18 protein-coding genes are annotated in these 22,219 nt (G+C 44.4%); 14 read left to right on the top strand and 4 right to left on the bottom strand.

What is annotated here, in order from left to right:
• Window positions 1-77: 77 nt before the first annotated feature.
• Both ANCC_RS13305 and ANCC_RS13300 read right to left on the bottom strand, forming a co-directional pair.
• On the bottom strand, window positions 78-1,388 hold the full coding sequence (locus ANCC_RS13305; protein ID WP_006565649.1) for an N-acetylglucosaminidase: 1,311 nt from the start codon (window positions 1,386-1,388) through the stop codon (window positions 78-80).
• A gap of 184 nt (window positions 1,389-1,572) precedes the next feature.
• Complete coding sequence (locus ANCC_RS13300) at window positions 1,573-2,994, bottom strand: N-acetylglucosaminidase (protein ID WP_156340215.1); 1,422 nt, start codon at window positions 2,992-2,994, stop codon at window positions 1,573-1,575.
• Window positions 2,995-3,202: 208 nt separating this feature from the next.
• Here ANCC_RS13300 and ANCC_RS13295 point away from each other — a divergent pair, with 208 nt between their 5' ends.
• The 4 genes from ANCC_RS13295 (at window position 3,203) to ANCC_RS13280 (ending at window position 6,995) form a co-directional block, all read left to right on the top strand.
• A complete protein-coding gene (locus ANCC_RS13295) occupies window positions 3,203-4,012 on the top strand; it encodes an amino acid ABC transporter substrate-binding protein (RefSeq protein ID WP_006565645.1) in 810 nt (269 codons plus the stop codon).
• Between the two features lie 110 nt (window positions 4,013-4,122).
• Window positions 4,123-4,794, top strand: coding sequence for an amino acid ABC transporter permease (locus ANCC_RS13290; RefSeq protein ID WP_006565644.1), 672 nt, complete (start codon window positions 4,123-4,125; stop codon window positions 4,792-4,794).
• Between the two features lie 12 nt (window positions 4,795-4,806).
• The gene (locus ANCC_RS13285) at window positions 4,807-5,568 is read left to right on the top strand and encodes an amino acid ABC transporter ATP-binding protein (RefSeq protein WP_006565643.1); all 762 of its coding nucleotides are present in this window, start codon (window positions 4,807-4,809) and stop codon (window positions 5,566-5,568) included.
• A gap of 59 nt (window positions 5,569-5,627) precedes the next feature.
• Window positions 5,628-6,995, top strand: coding sequence for a citrate/2-methylcitrate synthase (locus ANCC_RS13280; protein ID WP_006565642.1), 1,368 nt, complete (start codon window positions 5,628-5,630; stop codon window positions 6,993-6,995).
• A gap of 49 nt (window positions 6,996-7,044) precedes the next feature.
• On the opposite strand, the gene ANCC_RS13275 is transcribed toward ANCC_RS13280, so the two are convergent.
• Window positions 7,045-7,869: a DUF6612 family protein gene (locus ANCC_RS13275; RefSeq protein ID WP_006565641.1), complete on the bottom strand. Its 825-nt coding sequence runs from the start codon at window positions 7,867-7,869 to the stop codon at window positions 7,045-7,047.
• Window positions 7,870-8,002: 133 nt separating this feature from the next.
• On the opposite strand from ANCC_RS13275, the gene ANCC_RS13270 reads away from it, so the two are divergent.
• Genes ANCC_RS13270 through ANCC_RS13260 form a run of 3 tightly spaced genes read left to right on the top strand, consistent with a single transcriptional unit; the run spans window position 8,003 to window position 10,967 of the window.
• A complete protein-coding gene (locus ANCC_RS13270) occupies window positions 8,003-8,911 on the top strand; it encodes an alpha/beta hydrolase (protein ID WP_006565640.1) in 909 nt (302 codons plus the stop codon).
• A gap of 22 nt (window positions 8,912-8,933) precedes the next feature.
• Complete coding sequence (locus ANCC_RS13265; protein ID WP_006565639.1) at window positions 8,934-10,025, top strand: fibronectin type III domain-containing protein; 1,092 nt, start codon at window positions 8,934-8,936, stop codon at window positions 10,023-10,025.
• 18 nt (window positions 10,026-10,043) lie between these two features.
• Window positions 10,044-10,967, top strand: coding sequence for a TDT family transporter (locus ANCC_RS13260; RefSeq protein WP_006565638.1), 924 nt, complete (start codon window positions 10,044-10,046; stop codon window positions 10,965-10,967).
• A 2-nt stretch (window positions 10,968-10,969) separates the two neighbouring features.
• Here ANCC_RS13260 and ANCC_RS13255 read toward each other — a convergent pair whose 3' ends face one another.
• Window positions 10,970-12,058 carry a pyridoxal phosphate-dependent aminotransferase gene (locus ANCC_RS13255; RefSeq protein WP_006565637.1) on the bottom strand — a complete coding sequence of 363 codons (1,089 nt, stop codon included), beginning with the start codon at window positions 12,056-12,058 and terminating at the stop codon, window positions 10,970-10,972.
• A 133-nt stretch (window positions 12,059-12,191) separates the two neighbouring features.
• Here ANCC_RS13255 and ANCC_RS13250 point away from each other — a divergent pair, with 133 nt between their 5' ends.
• From ANCC_RS13250 to ANCC_RS13220, 7 genes are read left to right on the top strand one after another with little or no spacing between them, the layout of a single operon-like run.
• Window positions 12,192-15,359 carry a DUF5717 family protein gene (locus ANCC_RS13250; protein ID WP_267904111.1) on the top strand — a complete coding sequence of 1,056 codons (3,168 nt, stop codon included), beginning with the start codon at window positions 12,192-12,194 and terminating at the stop codon, window positions 15,357-15,359.
• Window positions 15,356-16,408 carry a DUF5716 family protein gene (locus tag ANCC_RS13245; protein WP_006565635.1) on the top strand — a complete coding sequence of 351 codons (1,053 nt, stop codon included), beginning with the start codon at window positions 15,356-15,358 and terminating at the stop codon, window positions 16,406-16,408. The genes ANCC_RS13250 and ANCC_RS13245 overlap by 4 nt, the downstream gene beginning before the upstream one ends.
• Complete coding sequence (locus ANCC_RS13240) at window positions 16,405-17,205, top strand: tetratricopeptide repeat protein (protein WP_039946128.1); 801 nt, start codon at window positions 16,405-16,407, stop codon at window positions 17,203-17,205. Before ANCC_RS13245 ends, ANCC_RS13240 begins: the two co-directional genes overlap by 4 nt.
• The gene (locus ANCC_RS13235; RefSeq protein ID WP_006565633.1) at window positions 17,180-18,175 is read left to right on the top strand and encodes a hypothetical protein; all 996 of its coding nucleotides are present in this window, start codon (window positions 17,180-17,182) and stop codon (window positions 18,173-18,175) included. Before ANCC_RS13240 ends, ANCC_RS13235 begins: the two co-directional genes overlap by 26 nt.
• Before the next feature lie 24 nt (window positions 18,176-18,199).
• Window positions 18,200-20,839, top strand: coding sequence for a valine--tRNA ligase (locus tag ANCC_RS13230; protein WP_006565632.1), 2,640 nt, complete (start codon window positions 18,200-18,202; stop codon window positions 20,837-20,839).
• A gap of 1 nt (window position 20,840) precedes the next feature.
• On the top strand, window positions 20,841-22,079 hold the full coding sequence (locus ANCC_RS13225) for a bifunctional folylpolyglutamate synthase/dihydrofolate synthase (RefSeq protein ID WP_006565631.1): 1,239 nt from the start codon (window positions 20,841-20,843) through the stop codon (window positions 22,077-22,079).
• A complete protein-coding gene (locus ANCC_RS13220; protein ID WP_022261227.1) occupies window positions 22,076-22,219 on the top strand; it encodes a hypothetical protein in 144 nt (47 codons plus the stop codon). Before ANCC_RS13225 ends, ANCC_RS13220 begins: the two co-directional genes overlap by 4 nt.

The following is a 22,219-nucleotide window of genomic DNA, read 5'->3' as shown; positions in this document are numbered from 1 at the left end:
AATAAAAGCTCCTGAGTCCCTCAATAAGGAGGACCCAGGAGCTTTTTGTGAGTTTTAGCAGATCAGGTTAAAAAACATTATTTAAATTTTGGACGGTCAAATGTCAGTGTATTGCCTGTCGCATAAGCGCTTCTGAACTGGCTGTACATAAGTTTTCCGATCTTCTGGGCATATCCCGGATCTGTGGCATACTGGTGCCAGATGTATTTGGTATTTGGATTGTAGCGGAATTTGTACAGGGTATTTTGTTTGTAGGTACTGTTATTAATATATTCCTGGCTGACATATTTTGCAGCGCCTTTGATGGCTTTGTCCACACTTGTCCAGCCCTGATAGTATGCGTAGCTGAATCCGCAAAGCTGTGGGTCAGAATCATAGGCCTTGATGCCGTATAAATTGTATACCTTTTTAGATGAAATCTTCTTTGTCTGATATTTGCCGTTTACTTTTTGAAACCCTGTGACATTGCCTTTTTTGTCTTTCACAACAGACTTTCCTGTGATAACCTTGGTAATCGATTTGCCCTGTGAGAGAGTGCTTGTACCATAACCGGTCTCCAAAATCGTCTGGCAGAGGAAATAAACAGGATCGATCTTATAAGTTTTAGCAGCGCTATTGAGAACAGAACCTTTGTTTTTCAGCACACTTTTGGATTTTACCTTACTGTTTAAGAGACTGTTATACTTTGAGCTGTTGACGGTGCGGTATGTATTCAAACGCAAATACTGGTAGCCGTGAGTCGGATCAGTGCTGGTTGGAACATAATTGTTGTAATTGATCTTCTTTTTGTCGTAGGTTTTTACCGTCTGTGCCTTGATATAATCGGATGTCTTCTTATTATAATTAGTCGCTGTGTTTTTTGTATATAAGTAGCTGTTTCCCGGCTTGTTGATGTGGATTCTCTTTGCTGAAGAGATATAGGAATAGTCCAGTCCTAAATTCTTGATCGTAAAATTAGCCGGAAGCAGAATATTATATTTTTTGGTCGTGTAGTACTTGACTGAGACGGGTGCAGCGGATAATGTTTTCTTCTTGCCGTTCACATAGCAGGTTTTCTTATTCTTATAGAAAGTCAGCGTTTTGTTCTTGTACTTGAGTACAAGTTTGCCTGTTTTTTTGCTGTAACTGCGCTTGATTTTGGGCCCGTTCTTTACGAGAATACTGTAATAAGGGATCATGTTAATACTCTTCATCTGAATGCCTGGTGTTTTTGTGGAAATCCCTTTTTTAGCGTATGTAAAGTTTAGCTGTTTTCCCGTATAGTATCTTGTCTTGCCTCCGTATCTGATCTTTAAGGACGCAGCCGAGATATCCGATTTTGGGAAAACGGATAAAATCGATGTAAAGGCAAATAATATCGTAAATACTGCAATGATTCGTTTCTTCATAACTTATTTATCCTCCTATTGTAATTAAAATGTAATATAAGTATAGCATTATATTAAAAAATATACAATAAATTCGTAATATAAATGTAATATTTAAAACGGAACAGAGGAAGAAAGATTGGTTTTGGGAAATAAAAAATAGCCCAGGATTTGTACCTGAGCTATTTATTGACTGCTCTGTTCTCTAGTTGAATACTGGTGTGTCATAAATAAATCCGCTGGTGCTGGAATAAACACTTTGATATGTATTCATCAGCTTGCCGATGGACTGGGCGTAGGCCGGGTCAGAGGCATACTGATGCCAGAGATTATTTAGATTTTGGTTATAACGAATTTTATAGAGTGTATTTTGTTTATATGTATTGTTGTGAACATACCATTTAGATAAAAATTTACCGGCGCCCTGAATGGCTTTATCCACACTCGTCCAGCCCTGATTATAAGCGTAAGTGAATCCACACAACTGTGGAGCAGCATCGACCGCTTTTATGCCATAGAGGTTATAGACTGTTTTTTTCTGCTCCGCTGCGGATAAAGTTTTTACTTCCAAATATCCGCTTTCTGTTTTGACATATTTCCGTTTACTGTTTCTATCTTTAGAGGCTATGTACTTAAATGCTGTGATCTCACCGGAAGAGTCTTTTATCAGAGATTCACCGGTAACAATTTTACCTTTTAAATCTTGAGACTTTAATTTCGTATCTTTTAAATTTTGAGATTTGATTCCTTTAGCCAAAGTACTTGTCCCATAACCGCTTTCATGTACTGTCTGGCAAAGAAAATAAAGTGGGTCGAGATTATAAGTCTTTGCAGTATTCGTAATGACTGAGGCTTTTCCTGACAGAACACTTCCGGACTTTTTGGAAACCATAGTCTGGAGTGTGGAATTAAACTTAGAAGAATTAACCGCATGATAAGTGTCTACGCGAAGAAATTGAAAACTGTTCGTATTATCCGTAGTTACAGGAATGTATTTTTTATAGTCTATCGTCTTTCCGCCGTAAGTTTTCCATTGGGCCTGCTGTTTTTTTATGTAATTAGTCAGTGTCGTATTATATTTTGTCGTTGTATTGGACTTCACAGTAGAATCGGGTTTGCTTGCCGCCGCTGGCTTTGCATAATCAATACGTTTTGCAGAGCTTGAGTATGTATAGCTGATGCCCAGATACTTGGCTGTAAATTTTGCCGGGAGCAGAATATAGTTTTTGTTGATGCTCCGATACTTTACAGTCAGCGGGGCAGTGGTAAACGTCCGTTTCACCCCGTTGGTATAGGCATATTTTTTATTCTTATAAAACGTAATCGTTTTCTTGCCGTTGGTCAGTACCAGCTTTCCGGTCTTTTTATTGTAGCTTCTCTTTACTTTCGGTCCGTTCTTTACGATGGCATTATAATATGGAAGCATGTTGACCTTGTTGATCTGGATGCCCGGGGCCTTTCCTAAATTAATCTTTTTTCCTTTATAATAAAACGTGAGCTGTTTCCCCTTGTATGTGCGGTTTTTCCCGGAATACCGCAGTGACAGGCTTCCTGCGAAGACAGAGGCAGTCATCGAGATGCTCAGTACCGCAGACATAGCGAGTATTTTCATTCCTTTTTTTCTCATGGTAGATATTCCCCTTCCTTTCTTTACCAAAGATAAGTTTACTATAACACGGATGACACCGCAAAAACAAGGATTTTCCAGGCAGAACGGCAGGAAATACTATCCATGGAGATTGACAAAAAGCATGTAGTTTGATAGTATATTAACGTATGAATTTAGTACACTAATGTGCTATCATGACAGGAAATAAAAACGGAGGAGTTTTAGGATGAGAGTGAAAAAATTATTAGTGCTTTGCGTAAGTGCTGTGCTGGCAGGTTCTATGCTTTTGGCAGGATGTTCAAAGAAAGAAGAAAGTAAGACAGACGAGTCACTTCAGTATGTAAAAGACAACAAAGAATTAATACTGGGATTGGATGCCTCTTTCCCTCCTATGGGATTCACAGACAAGGATCAGAAGATCGTAGGCTTTGACATTGACATGGCAAAAGAAGTCACCAAGAGAATGGGGATCAAATTAAAATTACAGCCGATCAACTGGGATTCCAAAGACCAGGAACTGCAGGGAAAGACCATCGACTGTATCTGGAACGGACTGACATACAGCGAAGACAGGGCAAAAGAGATGCTTTGTTCTGAGTCTTACATGGATAACCACCAGGTGCTGCTCGTACCGGAAAAGAGCAAGATCAAGAGCTTAAAAGATATTAAAAAGCAGCAGGTGGGAGTACAGAAAGGTTCTACGGCCGCAGATGCTGTTGACCAGACAAAAGAATTAAAAAATGCAAAGATTGTATACTTCGGCAACAATGTTGAGATCTTAAATGACCTTGGAAATGGCTGTGATGCAGCTGTCATGGATGAAGTGGTTGCAAAATATTACGCGAAGAAGGACCCGGGAAAATTCAAGATCTTAAATGACAATTTAATTACTGAGAAATATGTTATCGGTTTCCGTACCGGAGATGAAAAACTGAAAGCAGAAGTAGAAAAACAGTTAAAGGATATGAAAAAAGACGGAACACTGGCTAAGATCAGTAAAAAATGGTTTGGCGAAGATCTGACAACAATCAAATAAGAGACAAGAAGCAAGAGGCTTTTTTCAAAGCCTCTTGATTTTTTCACCAACACAGAAATTAATTTCTGACAGAAAAATTCCGGAAAATTTATACTTATAGGAGCAAAAAAATGATAGATGGTATCATACAATGGTTTGAAAAACTGCCTGGCATTGCAGATATGCTGTTACATAACGGATTGGATCAGACGCTGATCATCTTTTTCCTCACACTGGTCTTCGGCCTGACACTGGGGCTTGTACTGGCGCTTGGGAGAATGACCAGATTTAAGATCATTCAGCTTCCGGTGCGTTTTTACTTGCTGATTATGAGAGGTACACCGTTGATCCTCCAGTTATACGGTTTTTATTTCGGTCTGAATCTGCTTTTAGGCATACGAATCGAACGGACTATGGCAGCGGTTGTGGCATTTTCTTTAAACTATGCCGCTTATTTTGCGGAGATCTACCGGAGCGGAATTCAGGCGATACCGAACGGACAGTACGAGGCTGCAAAAGTGCTTGGATTCGGTAAGGCACAGACATTCTTTAAGATCATTCTGCCGCAGGTAGTCAAGATCATTCTGCCGCCGATGGGAAGTGAGTGCATGACTCTTGTAAAAGATACTTCCCTGGCACATGTCATCGGTGTCATGGAAATTTATGTGGTCGCAGCCAATAATATGTCCAGAAGCCGCGGGATGGAATATTTGATCGTGGCAGGTATTTTTTATCTGATCATGAATATGATTGTATCTAAAGTTTTTGGCATCCTGGAAAAACGGATGAGTTATTATCGTTAAGGAGGAAAGAAAATGAGTGTTTTATCTGTGACTAATCTCCAGAAAAATTTCGGAAAGCTGAAGGTCTTAAAAGATATTTCTTTCCAAATTAACGACGGAGAGATCGTGACGATCATTGGTTCCTCCGGTTCCGGAAAATCCACGCTGTTAAGATGCATGAATCAGCTGGAAAAGGTGACCAAGGGAACCATCGAGATCAACGGACATACGCTGGTATCCATGAACGGAGACACACCGGAGTATGCGTCAAAAGAGGTACAAAAGAAAATACTGATGGAGACAGGATTTGTTTTTCAGAATTTCAATCTGTTTCCACACTACAGTGTGCTGAGAAATGTCATGGAGGCCCCGGTACAGGTGGCCGGTATCCCGAAAGAAGAGGCCAGGGAGAAGGCATTCGGACTGCTCAGAAAGCTCGGACTCGAAGAAAAGGCCGATGCTTATCCGTGTGAACTGTCAGGCGGACAGTCCCAAAGAGTCTCCATAGCAAGGGCGCTGGCTCTGGAGCCGAAGATTCTGTTCTTCGATGAGCCGACTTCTGCACTGGACCCGGAGCTGACCGGAGAGGTGCTGAAAGTCATTAAATCCCTGGCAGACCTGAATATGACTATGGTGATTGTCACCCATGAGATGGCATTTGCGAAGGAGATCTCAGACCGGGTCATCTTCATGGACCAGGGGGTCATCGTGGAAGACGCGGCTCCGGAGGATGTGTTTAACTCGGCCAATGAGCGGACGAGGGAATTCCTCGGAAAGTACCACGATATTGCCTGACAGTGCGGTAAACAGGGCTTTTAATTGTTAAGAATCATAGTAAGAAAGGAGCAATCAAGATGATAAAAAATATGCCGAATAAGTTTTCTGAAATTACACCCGAAATTGAAGAACTGGCAAAAAAGTGTGAGAAGAAAATCGATCCCACTCTTTTTGAAAAGTATGACGTGAAAAGAGGACTGCGGAAACAGAGCGGAGAGGGTGTACTGGCAGGACTGACTGATATTTCGACGATCATGTCCTATATGGTCGAGGACAGAGAGATTGTTCCATGTGATGGAAAATTATACTATCACGGAATTGACATTGAAGATATTGTCCAGGGATTTATCAAAGAAGAGCGGTATGGATTCGAGGAAACAGTTTATCTTCTCTTATTCGGGGAACTGCCCAATGAGGAACAGCTTCAGGATTTAAAACAGCTCCTGGCGGAATACCGTCAGCTTCCGACAAATTTTGTCCGGGACATTATCATGAAGGCTCCGAGCCGGGATATGATGAATACGCTGGCGAGAAGTGTGCTTACGTTATTTTCTTACGATGATAACGCCAGTGATACTTCTATACCGAATGTGCTCAGGCAGTCACTTCAGCTGATTGCACTTTTCCCTGTGCTGGCGGTTTACGGATATCAGGCATACAGCCACTACGAAAAAGGAGAAAGCCTGGTGATCCATCCGCCTCAAGAGAATCTGTCCACGGCGGAAAATATTCTGTACCTGTTAAGGCCGGACAGCAAGTATACAAAACTGGAGGCAAAAATCCTGGATCTTGCTCTGGTTCTCCATGCGGAGCACGGCGGCGGAAACAACTCGACTTTCACGACTCACGTGGTTTCCTCTTCGGGAACAGATACATATTCTTCTGTGGCAGCGGCACTGTGTTCTTTAAAGGGACCGAAACATGGGGGAGCAAACATCAAGGTTGTTCAGATGTTTGCTGATATCAAAGAACATGTAAAGGACTGGACGGATGAGAAGGAACTGAAAGAATACCTGACCAGGATCGTGAGGAAAGAGGCCTTTGATCAGTCCGGACTGATCTATGGAATGGGGCATGCGGTTTATTCTATTTCCGATCCGCGGTCAAAGGTATTAAGTTACTTTGTAGAGGGACTCTCAAAAGAAAAGGGAAAAGAAAAGGAATATGCTTTATATACCAATGTAGAAAAGCTGGCAAAACAAGTCATCGCCGAAGAGCGAAGAATCTATAAAGGCGTCAGCGCAAATATCGACTTTTACAGCGGTTTTATTTACAGTATGCTGGATCTTCCTTACGAGCTGTATACTCCGCTGTTTGCTATCGCGAGAATTGCGGGATGGAGCGCACACAGGATGGAGGAGCTTGTAAACGGCGGAAGGATCATAAGACCGGCGTACAAAGGCGTGGCCGGGCATAAAACCTATACACCGATAAAAGAACGTTAATAAGGAAAAAATATGGGCCTGCCGGAGAGATCCGGAAGGCCCGTTTTAGTTACTGTGCTGTTGTTGCGGCAGGTGCTGTGGTGGAAGCAGCAGGAGCTTCCTTATAAGTATCAAGGTCATCAGGAAGTGTTACTTTCACATCTTTTCCGATGTTGTGGTACTTAAAGTCCAGGATCATCTTGACTTTAAGTTTCGTATCTTCTTTGCTTGAAACAACCATGTTGATCTTCTGTGCGGTGATCTCTGAGTCTTTATTGACGGTCATGGTACCGGACATAGATTCAAATTTTACCTGGTCCGCATAATTGGTGCCGGCACCTGCGACTCCTGTGGAATTCATCTGTCCCATGATCTTATTGACATAGTCATTCAGGGCTTTTTCTTTTAATTTAAAGGAGATGACATAGTTGTCTCCTTTCTTATCCATCTTCAGACCTTTGTAGTTTTTGGCGTTTGTGTTGAACTGTCCGGCAGTGTTTTCCATCTGTTTCTGCATGGCAGCAAAATCCATCTTTTGTTTCTGCTTCTGACCGGAATAGTTTATATAATAGTAACCGTCGGTGTAATAAGCCTTAAAGTTCAGATCCTGTCCGGCTATGCCCATGGTCATGTCCATATCCATTTTCATGTCCTCGGATGTCATATCGGTAGCTTTCATCTTGAGTCCCATGTTCATCTCAAGGCTGGAACTGGTGGATGATGTACTGCTCATTTTCATCTTGATGTTTCCGCTCATATCGGCAGATGTTACTTTGCTCATCTTCTTCGTGGCAGCTTCCAATACTTCCTCGGGAGTTTTCTTCTTACATCCTCCCAGTGTAAAAAGCATCACGGCAGCCAAAGTAAGTGCCAGAACTCTTTTTAATCTCTTCATAACTGTCCTCCTGTGTTCTTAATAAAATTAGAATACATTACAAGATAATTATAGCTGTTTTTCTTTCCAAGGTAAAGCAAAACGAGTATAATACATCATAACAGACAGGATAAAAATAATCGGAGGATGGAGTATGAAGAGAGAATTGTATATAAAATCAGAAGTAGACCGTCATCGTCTCCATGTTTTAATACTGGCACCAGAAAATCAGCCCAGGGCAGTGGTTCAGATCTGCCATGGGATGAGTGAGCACAAGGAACGCTATCTTCCTTTTATGGAATATTTGCAAAACCGGGGCTATGCCGCAGTGATCCATGACCACAGAGGACATGGTAAGAGCATAGAAAGAGAAGACGATCTTGGATATTTTTACGACACCTCCGGACGGGCCGTTGTGGAGGATGCCCATCAGGTTACGGAGTGGATCAAAATGGAGTTCCCCGGCCTGCCTGTCCATTTATTTGGGCACAGTATGGGGTCTTTGATTGTGCGGTGCTATTTGAAAAAGTATGACTGGGAGCTGAGTTCGCTGACCGTATGCGGAAGTCCCAGTAAAAATCCTCTGGCAAAACCAGCCGCAGGGATGGCAAAGATTGCATGCAGAATCTGCGGAGACCGGAAGAAAGGCTTGTTTTTTCACAAACTGGCATTCGGAGCCTTCAATAAGCAGCTCAGGGACGGAGAATCATTAAACGGCTGGATCAGTTACGATAAAGATAACGTCAGGAAGTACGATGAAGAACCGCTGGACGGGTTTGTCTTTACAAACAACGGATTTTTAAATCTGTTTCATCTGATGGATGAGACATACAGCCGGAGAGGATGGGAGAAGAAAAAGACAGATCTGCCGATTCTGTTTATCGCAGGAGAAGATGATCCGTGTATCATATCCCAAAAACAATTCTGGAATGCTGTCTCTTTTTTAAAGGAGCTTGGGTATGCAGACACAAAAGGGAAACTATATCCCGGATGCAGACACGAAATCTTGAACGAATCATGTTCCGGCCAGATATATAAGGAAATACTCGGATTTATCGAATAAATGAAACAGAGGATACATAATCATGAAAACAAAGAGGATACTGCTTACAGCACTCTGTATGATGCTGGTATGGGCAGGAGGAGAGAGACAAATTCAGGGAGCATCGAAGAAACCCGGGAAGCCTTCCGGAGTGATGGCCACCGGCGTAAAAAGGAATATTGTTCTGTCCTGGGTAAAGGGAAAAAGAGCCACAGGGACGGAGATTTATCTGTACGACAAAGCGAAGAAAAAGTATAGAAAAAAAGCTGTCTCAAAGTCATCCAGACATGTGATCAAAGGCTTGAAGCCCGGGGTCAATTACTGTTTTAAAGTCCGTTCTTTCAGGAAATACAAAAAGAAAAAATATTACAGCAGATTTTCTAAAACAGTGAAAGTATCGATGGCAGCCAGAGGAGAATCTACTATTAAAAATTTTCTGAAAACAGCCGCAGCCCCGGTGGGCACCACCTTATACATCTGGGGCGGAGGATGGAATAAAGCCGATACCGGAACCGGGAAAGACGGGAAGCGGATCGGACTGAACGGGGAGTGGAACCGATTTTTCCTGTCGCAGAATTCGGGGTATAATTATAAAAAGTACCGCTACCGCAGAGGAAAAGGCCTGGACTGCTCCGGCTTCGTCGGGTGGACCGTGTATAATATCAGAAATACGGTACCGGGCAGAGGCGGTTATGTGCGGAAAGCAAAAGACCAGCCTGAATTGTTTGCCCAAAAAGGCTGGGGAACATATAAAAGCAAGAGTAAGGTGACAGACTACAAAGCAGGAGACATTATGGGATCTTCAAGCTGCGGCCACGTATGGATCGTCATCGGCTCCTGTAAAGACGGCAGTGTCGTTTTGGTTCATTCCAGTCCGAAAGGAGTGCAGATTTCCGGAACGGCCACACCGGGAGGAAAGAAAAAAAGCCAGGCACTGGCACTTGCAAGAAAATATATGAAAAAGTATCATAGAAAATGGTACACAAGATATCCGGACTGTTCCAGGGGAAGGAGTTATCTTACCCAATACGGACAGATGAGATGGGATATTTCGGGAAATCATATTATGGAAGACCCGGAAGGCTATCAGAAGAAAAGTGCCGGGGCGATCCTGAAAGATCTATATGAAAACTAGAACACAAGGAGGATAAAAATGAAAAACACGATAGAGAGAATACCTTTGCCTTTGGCAGGGCCGATGCTCGGCTTTGCCGCCATGGGAATTATGATAGAAAATTATTCTGTAACTTTAAAGTCAGTCTGCGGAGCCATGGCCGTCTGTCTGCTGATCCTTTTGCTGTTAAAGACCGGAACTTGTCTCGACATGGTAAAAGAAGAACTGGAAGATCCGGTAAACTGCAGTATTTCGGGTGCGTTTTCCATGGGTCTGCTTGTCCTGACCGTTTATATCAAACCTTATGTGGGGGATGCCGTTTCTATCTTGTGGATTCTTGCACTGGCGGTGCATGTGTATCTTTTGGTATATTTCAACGGACACTTTATATATTACAAGTTTAACATTAAAAATGTGTATGCAAGCTTTTTTATCTTCTATGCCGGACTGGCGATGAGCAGCATGACGGCTCCCAACGCTGATATGAGAGAGATTGGCCGCTGGTTTTTCTGGGCAGCCCTTCTCTTTACGGTGATCATTGCTGTTCCGATTATAAAGAGATATGCAAAAGTCAAGGAAATACCGGAAGAGTATCAGCCGCTGGTCTGTATCTTTGCGGCACCCGCAAGCCTTCTGCTGGCAGGGTACCTAAACTGCTTTGAAAAGCCAATGGCATGGCTGGTAATCGTACTAACGGTTTTATCTGTAATCTTATATGTTTTTGTGCTTGCGGCGGGATTAAAATATATTGTCATGCCGTTTACACCATCGTTTGCCGCTTATACATTTCCATTTGTGATCAGTGCCGCAGCATTAAAAGAAGCTTTTATCACACTGAGCCAGTGGGGATATCCGGTAACCTATTTAAAATGGATCGTAGATTTCCAGACCGTGCTTTCGGCAGCTCTGCTGATCTATGTGACACTGCAGTTTCTGAAATATATATTTTATGTCAAACAATAAACTCATACTTGCAGAAGAGAATCCAGCAAAGCATTATTTTCCTCTTCTTTTCGGAAGCAGAATCTGATATATTCCCCGTCAAGCCCTTCAAAACTTGAACAGTCACGGATCATCAGCCCTTTCTTGATACAGCGTTCAAACATCTCATGAGAAGTGGTGCCGTCCGTCAGCCGGACAAGAAGGAAATTGGCATAGGCTGGATAAATCTTAAAAGCAGGGGTGCCTGAAAGTCTGTCCGTACATTTTCTGCGCTCTTCTGCGATGTAAGCCTTCGTCTTTTTAATATAGTCTGTATCCATGAACATTGCTTCTCCTGCAAGCGCTGCAAGAGTATTGATGCTCCATGGATTTTTTTTGTCTTCCACTGCCCTGATAAAATTCGCATTTCCGCTGATCCCGTAGCCGAGGCGGATGCCCGGTGCAGCAAAGAACTTTGAAGTTCCCCGCAGGACAAACAGATTGTCAAACTTTCGGGTCAGGGGTACGGCAGTGACATCGTCTATATCCGGGGCAAACTCTGCGTAAGTCTCGTCTGCCAAAACAAAGATGCCGTGCTTTTTACAGTGGGAAAGGATCTCCGAGATTTGGTCCTTGTTTAATGCACTGGATGTGGGATTGTTTGGATTGCAGAATGCGAATAAATCCACATCATCGGTGAGGGAGTGTTTCAAGTCTTCGATGTCCAGGCAAAAGTCCGAGGATTCCTTCAGGTTATACTCCAGACAGGTGCCGCCGATCATAGAAATTTCCCGCATGTATTCAGAGTAAGTCGGGGAAAGCAGCAGAGCTTTCTTCGGACGGAGAAGGTGCATGGTCAGGCTGATCAGCTCTGTCACTCCGTTTCCGACAATGATATGCTCCATAGGAATCCGGGCATACAGGCTCAGTGTGGAGCGCAGGGACTTGTAGTCGCGGTCGGGATACGTGCAGACAGCATCTACATGGCGGATCAGGCTTTCCCGAAACAGCGGGGAGATCCCGAGGGGATTTACGTTGCCTCCGAAAGGAATGATGTCTTCTTTTTTAATCCCATATATTTCTTCTATTTTTTCTAAGTCGCTTCCGTGGAAGACTTGCTTCTTTTCTGACATAGTTTCACCTTTCTTTATCTTTTCTATTTTGTCGAAGTTTGCTATAATATTACGGAGCAGAGATCAAAGGGTGTGAAGCATCCATGACCTCTGAAATACAAAACTTTATTACAGCTATTATAGACCAAATACCCTGAGACCACCAGTCTTAAAATCGGAGGAACCCATGACAGAGAAGATGAAGCAGTTCATACAAATTGTACAGGAAGATGAACAGCGGGCAAAGGCCCTCTTTTTTTCTGAGGCCTTCAAAAATGAGTATTTGGAGGAGAATTCCAGGGAAAAGGAAATCTATCATCAGCTCCTGCTCGGCCGAAACCGGGGCCAGATCTTTGAAGAGTTTTTGATCTGTATCGGGGCAAAAGAACCTGCGGTGCTGAGACCGGAAAAGGATGCGTATGAGATCCGTCGGGTGAATGCGGTTGAGCCTCTGTACGTGAAGATTTACAAAGAGGGCAGCGGTTTTGTCCAGGGGAAGATCCGCCTGGATTCCACGTTTCTGTCTCTGCAAAAGACAGAATTTTCAGAAGAGGATTTTGTGGAAGGGGTACTGACCATTCCCGTGCTGTTTTCTGATGCTAGGGAAGAGAGCCGGGGAATTCTTACGGTTTCTGCCCCGTACAGCAGCTGTCAGACAGACATCCTGTTCAATGCAGAGAAAGAGAGAAACGAAGGGGCCTGGAATCTGTCCGACCAGATTTTCGATGCGTATATGGAATTTTGTCTTGGCAGATGTCATGTCACGGAGTTTGCGGAAAAGGAAATGAATCTGACCGCACAGATGGAGGGAGAGGCATCCTTAGAGATACTGAGGACTCTCTTAAACCTGCACTGTCATATTGTTCTCGGCGCAGAGGAAGCAATCGAGAGAGGCTTTGCAAGACTTGAGCCGAATATGAGTGAGGTTCAGTCAGATCCTTTTTACTATGGCTATTATTTATATTTGAAAGCACTTTATTTAAAGACACCGGATCAGACAGAGTATGCAAAAGACCGGATTTATGAGCTTTTTCAGAAAGCGGACGATCACAAGGGATATCTGCTGTGGATGCTGATTTATCTTGACGAAGAGCTGGCATATGATTTCGGACTTCAGCTTCAGAAGATAAAAGAGGTTTATGATACAGGCCGGTGCAGCAGCTTTTTATGGTTTGAGGCCGTCAGCATTTGGAACCAGGATCACAGCAGGGCAAAAAAGATCACTGATTTTGAGAGAGAGATCATTCATTTCGGCATTTGCAGGGACCTGTTTGGGAAAAGCATGAAAAAACATATTTACGGTCTTGTGCTGAAAGACAAAGGATTTTCGGAGGAGCTGCTTTTTGATTTGATACTGTCCTTTCAGAGAGAGGAGTCAAAGGAAGGGCTCCAGGCGATCTGCTCTATGCTGATCCGGGGAAACTGTACCGATGAGTGTTATCATATATATTTTAAAAAAGCTGTCCGGGCGGGGATTCAGATGATCGGACTCCAGGAATCTTACCTTCGTACGATTCCAAAAGACCGATATCCGTATCTTGAGAAGAATGTACTGCTGTATTTTTCGTACAGCAACAGTTTAAGCAGCCGGGAGAGGGCTTACCTGTATGCCAATCTTGTTAAGAACCGGCGAAAATATGAGGCAGTATTTCCATCTTTTGAGCCGCAGATTGAAGAATTTCTCTTGGAACAGCTGGCAGAAGGCAGAATCAATTCTAATCTGTTTATTCTTTACAGGGCCTTCTTTGACCGCCTTTTGGAAGGGATGAAAGGCAGGGCCGGAATCGCAGGGATTATGGCAAAGCAGAAATTGATCTGCAGGAATCCGGCGGTGGAAAAGGCCGCCGTCTATCATCAGGAGTTAAAAGAAGTTCAGAATGTTTCTCTGGAAAACGGGGAAGTTTATGTGACGGTCTACAGCGACCCTCTGGTCGTGTTTATGGATCAGGAGGACAACCGCTATCTGTCACTGGACTATGAATTTTCAAAACTGTGGACGAGGGAGCAGGAGGAGGCTGTATTTTCGGGGCTTGGCAGGAGAAATGAAGCATATTTGATCCGCAGAAGCCTGGTCTTTGCACAGAAGACAGAATATGAACCCGGAGATGTTCCGGATGTGAGGGCTGTCCTTGAATGTCAGAGCCTGAAAGAAGAATATCGGCACAGATTATTTGAAAAGCTTCTGGACTATTACTGGAAGCATGGAGAGCAGGAACAATTAGAGCAGGCGCTGTCTATGGTCCAGTGGAAATTTCTCTCCGAGGAAAACTGTAAGCAGATGCTGGAGTATTTCATTGCCGGCCGCCACTACAAAGAGGCGATGAAAGGCATGGAGATCTTTGGATTTGATTTCATGGACCCGGAGCCGTTAAAAGAGGTCGTGCTGCATGAACTCACATCCCGGAGCCGGAAGAGGGTGCAGACTTTGATCGATATGTGCCTTGCGGTTTTTAAGGGACAAGTATACAACAGCGAGATTCTTGCATATCTGGAACGTTTTTTCAGGGGAGACCTGGATCAGATGCGGAAGATCTGGAAACAGGGAGACAGACACAAAATATATGATCAGCAGTTTACGGAGCAGCTTCTTGATATGGCCGTCGGGAAAGGAGCAGAGTGGGAGGACCTTCCTGTCTTCTTATCTTATGTTGAGAAGGATTCCAGAGACAAAAAACTGATAAAAAAGCTGGCGGGCCAGTTTGCAGAACTGTCTTATGAAGAAGGAGTGTATATTTCGGATGAGTTTTATCCGATTCTCGGAAGGCTGATCGATCAGGGGAATCTCAAACTGATCTGGCAGTGGGCTTATCTGGATTTTTATAAAGATAAAGAATTGTCAGAAGAAGTCAGAGAAAGAATAAAAAAACTCATAGAGTGGCAGGAGGACCGCCGCTGTATCCTGCCGGTGCTTTTAGAATATAAAGAGGAGATACCTCTTCCATATGAGTGCTATACTTATACTTATGTAGTTTACAGGGGAGAGAAAGCAGGCGGCATGGTATTTCACTATGCGGAAAACAGGTCGGAGCCGGCCAGAGAGATTCCTATGAGAGAGCTGCTGCCGGGGTATTATGTGGCGGAAGTTCTGATCTTTGCCGATGAGTCGGCAGATTATTATGTGACAGCACCGGGAGAAGAGAGACGCAGGAGAAAAGATATCGTCTTTCTTGACCATTCCGGAAGGAACCAGAAGGGAAGATTTTATCAGCTGAATCACATGCTGAAGGAAAAACAAAGGGAGAGCGTAGCCATGGAAATGGAAATCTACGCGTATGAAAAAGCAATGACGGATCTGATCCGTCCGATGACAGAGGATCTATGATGAAAATAGGCATACAGATAGAGCGGGAAATGATATATCAGTGTTCCGTAACGGACGGAAAGATCGTGGAAGAAGAACCGAAAAAGCTTTCCGGGGACTGGGCGGATTATGTGCGTGCAGAATCGGAAAAGCATGCGGATACGTCCAATCTGTTTATGGGCGTTATTTTGGAGGACCCGGAGGAGGACCTGGCGTCAAAAGCCGCGGAGCTTAGAAAAGAGCTGGGGTTTTCGGAGGAACAGCTCAGGCTGTTTACGAAGGAGGAGGCTTTTCTGGGACTTGCCGGGGACCGAAAGGAACAGCTTGAACAGGGGGCTGTGGGGCTGTTTGACTATTCCGGCCAGAGATTGTTTTACTATCTGGTGAAAAAGCAGGATGGGCAGCTGCTCGTAGAGAGAGAAGACTACTCTGCTTTTATGAGAAACACCCGGCTGCCCCATCAGAAAGACATGGCATTTGAGAACGCCGCTGTTCAGGCTATGTCCCAGGAGGTTACTTCTTTAGTTTATTTGTACGGCAGAGGATTTGACGGTGGATGGCTGAAAAGCGCTTCGGCAAAGCTGTGTGCGGGACGGCGTGTGTTTATGGGAGATCATGTGTACGCGACAGGGGCCGTCTGTCTGCTGGGAAGAAAAAATGCGGCTGACCTTGACTCTGCCGTGATTCTTACCGACACGGTTATGATGTATCAGATCGGTGCCATGGTATGGAACCACGGAAAAGAAGAATTTCTGCCGGTCATAAAGGGTGGAAAGCCATGGTTTGAGAGCCGGGGAAATATGACGGTACTGGTTGAGACAGCGGCATCCATTCCTGTGGAGATCAAACCCCTGTTTCCCGGGAAAGGTGACAGAATGAGGTTTCCAATTTCCTTAAAAGGGCTTAAAAAACGTCCGGGACGCTCTACAAAGCTGAAGATTGAAGCCGAGTGCACCGGGGAGACAAAGTGCAGAATCAAAATCACGGATCTGGGGTTTGGGACATTATATCCTTCTACATACCAGGTATTCCAGCAGGTAATTTCATGGGAGAGGAGGGGACAGCCATGAGAATGGTATTGTGTGAGACAGAGGAGAGCAGGCGGACTTACACGCTGAATTCCTTTGGACAGACCATTTCTTCCTATGAAGAATTATGTTATATTATTTCAGGACAGTATTTATATTTTCTGACAGAAGGAATCCCGGAAGGGATGAGAGAGTGGATCGAAGAAGAACTTGGTCTGGTCCTGCCGGCAGAAGAGGAGACAAAGAAGCAGCTGGAGCATATTATCGGTTACCGGAATTATTTTACGGTTCCCGAGCAGAGAATGCTTGTCCAGCAGATGCGCACGGCCTATCTATATTCCTCTGTGAGAAAGCACAAAATGCTCGGCGACTTATATCTGAAACATTCCAGATATCTGAGCGCTTATCACGCCTATCAAAAATCGCTTTCCGGTCTGATGCAGCTGAAGACAAAGGAACAGCAGGAAGTTTTGTATCACACGGGACTCTGCCTGACCCGGATGTTCCGTTTTCAGGAGGCGAAGGAGTTTTTTAAAAGGAGCTGCCGCCTGAAAGAGAACAAGAAATGCCAGGAAGCATATTTCATAGTCTCTTATATGCAGGGAGATTACCAGAAGTTTTTGGAAGACGGCAGAGCGCTTTCTTTTACAGAAGAACAGCTGAGAGAGATCCATGAAAATATCTCAGCTATGGAGGAACGGTTTTCCGGAAGCGAGGAATCCACAGCACTGAAAAAGATTGGCTATCACAGAAAGAAACCCGATGACCTGATGACCAGAAGGCTTACCTGGTCGATGCTGGAACGGTGGAAAAATGAGTACAGAAGAGAGATTGTCTGAAATTGAATATCAGAAAAAACGGATGGAATTAAACCGGCGTTTTGTGGAAATGTATGAAGATGAGGTGTCTTATATTCTGGAGCAGAAGGAAGATATCGAGATCATGGAAAAGCTTTCCGGTGAAGAAGCAAAGCTGATCAGTGAGGAAGCCAGAAAATACAACCGCATCTTTGCCAGGATTTTTTATGATTCCGCAGGCGGACGAGTCTCCGATGAGGAATTTCTGCCCCTCTGGGAGAGGGAAGAGGAAATAAGACAGGGTTTGTCCCGTATCCAATCCCTGGAGGGTGAAAAAAAACAGATCGAGAAGGAAATTTCAGTCCAGGAAGATGAAGAACGTGATCTGAAAAGAAAAGAGAGGGAATTTCATGGAAAGTTCATCAACAGGAGGGCCTATTTTCTGTCTTCGCTGATCATGGCCCTGACTGCCGCGGGACTCGGTGCGGCAGCAGTTTTTTATTTTGAGCTCCGGCTGAGCGTTTCTCTCTGGCCGGCAGCGGCAGCAGTGTTTGGTGCGGCTGTGATCCTTCTGATTCTCAGGACAAGAAAGAAGAAAGCGGCAGAGAAAAAGAAAATGTATCATATGGTAAGAAACCACAAAGAGACTTCGGGACGGAGGCTCAAATCGGAGTATGATACGATTGTCAATGACCTTGAATTCTGCAGAGAGAAATATCAGGTGCTGTTTGGATATATTTCCGAAGAACAGTGGAAATTATTTGAGTTTTGTGCTAAAGTTGCAGCGGAATTAAATTGCAGTGAAGAACTTTCCGCCCAGAGGAAGACGTTTGTCTCGGCCATGGAGCAGTGTGGAATGCATGCACCTCAGGCCTGGTGTTATTACCCAAAGGCAATTTATGATATACCGAAAAGGATCAACCGGATGGAATGGCTGTCCGGCCGTCAGAACATCTGTGAGCAGGCAATGGTGCAGCATGAGCGGGCGATCCGCAACAATCTTTTAGAATAAAATATAAAAAGTAGGAGATATGATATGAGTAAAGAATTGGAAAAGACTTATAACCCGTCTGAGATTGAAGACCGGTTATATCAGAAGTGGCTTGACAACAAATATTTTCATGCAGAAGTGGATCACAGCAAAAAACCGTTTACGATTGTGATTCCGCCTCCCAATATTACGGGTAAACTCCATATGGGGCATGCACTGGATGAGACGCTGCAGGATATCCTGATCCGCTTTAAAAAAATGCAGGGATACAATACACTGTGGCAGCCGGGAACAGATCATGCCAGCATTGCAACGGAAGTCAAGATCATCGAGGCGCTGAAAGAGGAAGGCATTGAAAAGGAAGATCTGGGAAGAGAGAAGTTTCTTGAGAGAGCCTGGGAGTGGAAGGAAGAGTACGGCGGCACAATCGTCAGCCAGTTAAAGAAGCTGGGTTCTGCCTGTGACTGGGACAGAGAGCGTTTTACGATGGATGAGGGCTGTTCCAAAGCAGTGGAAGAGGTCTTTATCAAGTTATATGAAAAAGGCTATATATACAAAGGGTCCAGGATCATCAACTGGTGTCCGGTCTGCCAGACTTCAATTTCTGACGCAGAAGTTGAGCATGTGGACCAGGCAGGTCATTTCTGGCATATCAAGTATCCGGTTGCGGGAACCGATGATTATTTAGAGATTGCTACTACCCGTCCCGAGACAATGCTTGGAGATACGGCGGTGGCTGTCCATCCGGACGATGAAAGATATACACATCTTGTAGGGAAAATGCTGGAGCTTCCGCTTTGCGGCAGACAGATCCCGATCGTGGCGGATGAATATGTAGACAAAGAGTTTGGAACCGGTGCTGTGAAGATCACTCCTGCCCATGATCCAAATGATTTTGAAGTCGGAAGACGGCATGGCCTCCCAGTGATCAATGTGATGAACGATGACGCCACGATCAATGAAAACGGCGGCAGATATGAGGGCATGGAGCGTTATGAGGCGAGAAAAGCCATCGTAAAAGATCTGGAAGAACAGGGATATCTGGTAAAAATAAAAGAACACGAGCACAACGTCGGAACCCATGACCGCTGCAAAGCTACCATCGAGCCGATGGTTAAACCCCAGTGGTTCGTAAAGATGGATGAGCTCGCGAAGCCTGCCATCGAGGCGGTTAAAAACGGGGACATTAAATTTGTGCCGGAACGTTATACAAAGACCTATCTGCACTGGCTTGAGAATATCCGTGACTGGTGTATCTCCAGACAGCTCTGGTGGGGACACAGGATTCCTGCATATTACTGTGACGAGTGCGGCGAAACTGTGGTGGCAAAAGAAAAACCGGAAGTATGCCCAAAATGCGGATGCACACACTTTACTCAGGATGAGGATACCCTGGATACCTGGTTCAGTTCTGCGCTGTGGCCGTTTTCCACGTTAGGCTGGCCGGAACAGACGGAGGAACTGGATTATTTCTACCCGACCAACGTATTGGTAACCGGATATGACATTATCTTTTTCTGGGTTGTCAGAATGGTATTTTCCGGATATGAGCATACAGGGAAAGCGCCGTTTGATACGGTACTGATCCACGGACTCGTGAGAGACGACAAAGGAAGAAAGATGAGCAAATCCCTGGGCAACGGAATTGATCCTCTGGAAGTCATCAGCCAGTATGGGGCAGATGCGCTGAGATTTACTCTGGTCACCGGAAATGCGCCGGGCAATGATATGCGTTTTTACATGGAGCGTGTGGAAGCCAGCCGGAATTTTGCCAATAAAGTGTGGAATGCATCCCGCTTCATGATGATGAACTTTGAACAGGCGGACTTTTCTCATGTGGAACTTTCCGATCTGACAAGCGCAGACCGGTGGATTTTATCTAAATTCAACACTCTGGCCAAAGATGTGACGGATAATATGGACAAGTATGAGCTGGGAATTGCCGTACAGAAGCTCAATGACTTTATATGGGAAGAATTCTGTGACTGGTATATCGAGATGGTGAAACCGCGTCTCTATAACGATGAAGACAACACGAAAGCCGCAGCTTTGTGGACGCTGAAAAAGGTGCTTTCCGAATCACTGAAGCTGCTTCATCCATTCATGCCGTTTATCACAGAGGAGATCTACTGCAATCTGACAGGGGAAGAATCCATTATGCTGGCATCCTGGCCGGAATACAGAGAGGAATACAGCTTTGCCCGGGAAGAAGCTGCAGTGGAACTCATGAAAGAAGCGGTGAGGGGAATCCGGAATATACGTGCCGAGATGAACGTATCCCCGAAAAAGAAAGCAAAAGTATTTGTTGTCTCTGAAAATGAAGATGTAAGAGACATCTTTGAACAGGGGAAGGTCTTCTTTGGAACCCTGGGTTACGCAAGCGAAGTAGCTGTGCGGGCGGACAGAGAAGGGATTGCGGAGGATGCCGTATCCACGATGGTCCCGGATGCCGTGATCTATATGCCGTTTGCGGAGCTTGTGGACATTGAAAAAGAAATTGAGAGACTGAAAAAAGAACAGAAGAAATTAGGCGGAGAGATCAAGCGGTGCGAAGGCATGCTCAATAACGAACGTTTCTTAAGCAAAGCACCGGAACAAAAAGTAGAAGAAGAGAAAGAAAAGCTTTCAAAATACCGGCAGATGCTTGAAAAAGTGGAAGAACGTCTGGGTCAGCTTGTAAAATAACATGACGGATTTTGAAGAAGCAAGAAATTATTTGAATCATGTGACGGGTTTCGCTAAAAAAACATCCTTATCCAATGTACAATGGATTCTGGATGTTTTGGGAAATCCAGAAAAAGATCTGTTCATGATCCATGTAGCAGGCACCAACGGAAAGGGTTCAGTCTGTGCATTTCTGGACTCGATCCTTACGGGCGCAGGAATAAGGACCGGGCGGTTTTCGTCCCCGCATTTGATCCGCATGGAAGAACGGATACAGATCGGCGGCAGAGAGATTTCCGAAAAAAGATTTTCAGAGGTCTTTGCAAAAGTAAAGAATGCCGTCTTTCAGGCAGTGAAGGAGGGGGCAGATCATCCTTCCTTCTTTGAATTTCTGTTCTTTATGTCACTTGTATTTTTCCGGGAAGAACATGCGGAGGTCTGTATCATCGAGACTGGAATGGGAGGCAGGCATGATGCGACCAATGTGATCATGCCGAGGCTTTCTGTCATCACTGCGGTGAGTCTTGATCATCAGGAATTTTTAGGAAACACTCTGCAGCTGATTGCGGCAGAGAAAGCAGGGATCATAAAACCGGGGGTTCCTGTGATCTGTCTCAGGCAGAAGCCTGAGGTTCTCAGGGTATTTCAGGAAGAGGCCGCACATAAAGATTCGGAATTCCTAACAATTTCAAAAGATAATCTTATTTTTTCTGAAAAAAGCAGCGATTATATTGATTTTTTGAGAAAGAGTGCGTATGATAAAAAGAGTGAATGCCTGAAATTAGGCCTGTTGGGCGATTTTCAGTATGAGAATGCCGCTCTTGCGGCAGCAGCAGTCCGCCTGCTGTTTCCTGACCTGAAAAGAAGGACGGTATTTAACGGTCTTTCCTCAGCTTTTCTGGCAGGACGGATGGAGGAAGTGAGTCCCAATATTTTTATAGACGGAGGACATAATCTTCAGGCGGCGGAGGCATTCTGCCATACATTAGAGAAATATTTTCCGCAGAGAAAACTGATTGTTTTTGCCCCTTCCCATAAGAAGGAAGAGGAGGGCATCCTGAAGCTTCTCACGGAAGTTGAAAACTTGGAAGGAATCATAAAGGTTCCGGTTGTGAACCGGGAGATACCGGAGAATGATTTCTTAAAGGCATATAAGACAATGATAAAAAAGTCAGAGGAGGGGGTTCTCTGCTTTTGTATCGGCTCTTTTTATTTAGCTGGTAAGGTTAAAACGTTTATCTTGAATGGAGGAAGAAAATGATTAATTACAGAGAAGAGTTAAAAAAATTTGAACCTTGCTTAGATGTGGACCAGGCAGAGGATGCTATTTACAGCGATGATTTAAAAGATGTAGAAGATCTGATCAATGAAATCAAAAAAGACATAGAAGAAGAGAAATAG

It is taken from the genome of Anaerostipes caccae L1-92, assembly GCF_014467075.1.
Lineage (GTDB): Bacteria > Bacillota > Clostridia > Lachnospirales > Lachnospiraceae > Anaerostipes > Anaerostipes caccae.
Note: the sequence above shows the minus strand (reverse complement) of the source record. Positions and strands in the feature narration are given on the sequence as shown.

What these genes read in the sequence shown, in the direction of transcription:
- ANCC_RS13285 (WP_006565643.1), top strand. Translation starts at nt 4,807, where the DNA reads ATGAGTGTTTTATCTGTGACTAATCTCCAGAAAAATTTCGGAAAGCTG.
- ANCC_RS13265 (WP_006565639.1), top strand. Translation starts at nt 8,934, where the DNA reads ATGAAAACAAAGAGGATACTGCTTACAGCACTCTGTATGATGCTGGTA.
- ANCC_RS13225 (WP_006565631.1), top strand. Translation starts at nt 20,841, where the DNA reads ATGACGGATTTTGAAGAAGCAAGAAATTATTTGAATCATGTGACGGGT.
- ANCC_RS13260 (WP_006565638.1), top strand. Translation starts at nt 10,044, where the DNA reads ATGAAAAACACGATAGAGAGAATACCTTTGCCTTTGGCAGGGCCGATG.
- ANCC_RS13240 (WP_039946128.1), top strand. Translation starts at nt 16,405, where the DNA reads ATGAGAATGGTATTGTGTGAGACAGAGGAGAGCAGGCGGACTTACACG.
- ANCC_RS13270 (WP_006565640.1), top strand. Translation starts at nt 8,003, where the DNA reads ATGAAGAGAGAATTGTATATAAAATCAGAAGTAGACCGTCATCGTCTC.
- ANCC_RS13220 (WP_022261227.1), top strand. Translation starts at nt 22,076, where the DNA reads ATGATTAATTACAGAGAAGAGTTAAAAAAATTTGAACCTTGCTTAGAT.
- ANCC_RS13255 (WP_006565637.1), bottom strand. Translation starts at nt 12,058, where the DNA reads ATGTCAGAAAAGAAGCAAGTCTTCCACGGAAGCGACTTAGAAAAAATA.
- ANCC_RS13295 (WP_006565645.1), top strand. Translation starts at nt 3,203, where the DNA reads ATGAGAGTGAAAAAATTATTAGTGCTTTGCGTAAGTGCTGTGCTGGCA.
- ANCC_RS13230 (WP_006565632.1), top strand. Translation starts at nt 18,200, where the DNA reads ATGAGTAAAGAATTGGAAAAGACTTATAACCCGTCTGAGATTGAAGAC.
- ANCC_RS13300 (WP_156340215.1), bottom strand. Translation starts at nt 2,994, where the DNA reads ATGAGAAAAAAAGGAATGAAAATACTCGCTATGTCTGCGGTACTGAGC.
- ANCC_RS13235 (WP_006565633.1), top strand. Translation starts at nt 17,180, where the DNA reads ATGAGTACAGAAGAGAGATTGTCTGAAATTGAATATCAGAAAAAACGG.
- ANCC_RS13275 (WP_006565641.1), bottom strand. Translation starts at nt 7,869, where the DNA reads ATGAAGAGATTAAAAAGAGTTCTGGCACTTACTTTGGCTGCCGTGATG.
- ANCC_RS13290 (WP_006565644.1), top strand. Translation starts at nt 4,123, where the DNA reads ATGATAGATGGTATCATACAATGGTTTGAAAAACTGCCTGGCATTGCA.
- ANCC_RS13305 (WP_006565649.1), bottom strand. Translation starts at nt 1,388, where the DNA reads ATGAAGAAACGAATCATTGCAGTATTTACGATATTATTTGCCTTTACA.
- ANCC_RS13280 (WP_006565642.1), top strand. Translation starts at nt 5,628, where the DNA reads ATGATAAAAAATATGCCGAATAAGTTTTCTGAAATTACACCCGAAATT.
- ANCC_RS13245 (WP_006565635.1), top strand. Translation starts at nt 15,356, where the DNA reads ATGATGAAAATAGGCATACAGATAGAGCGGGAAATGATATATCAGTGT.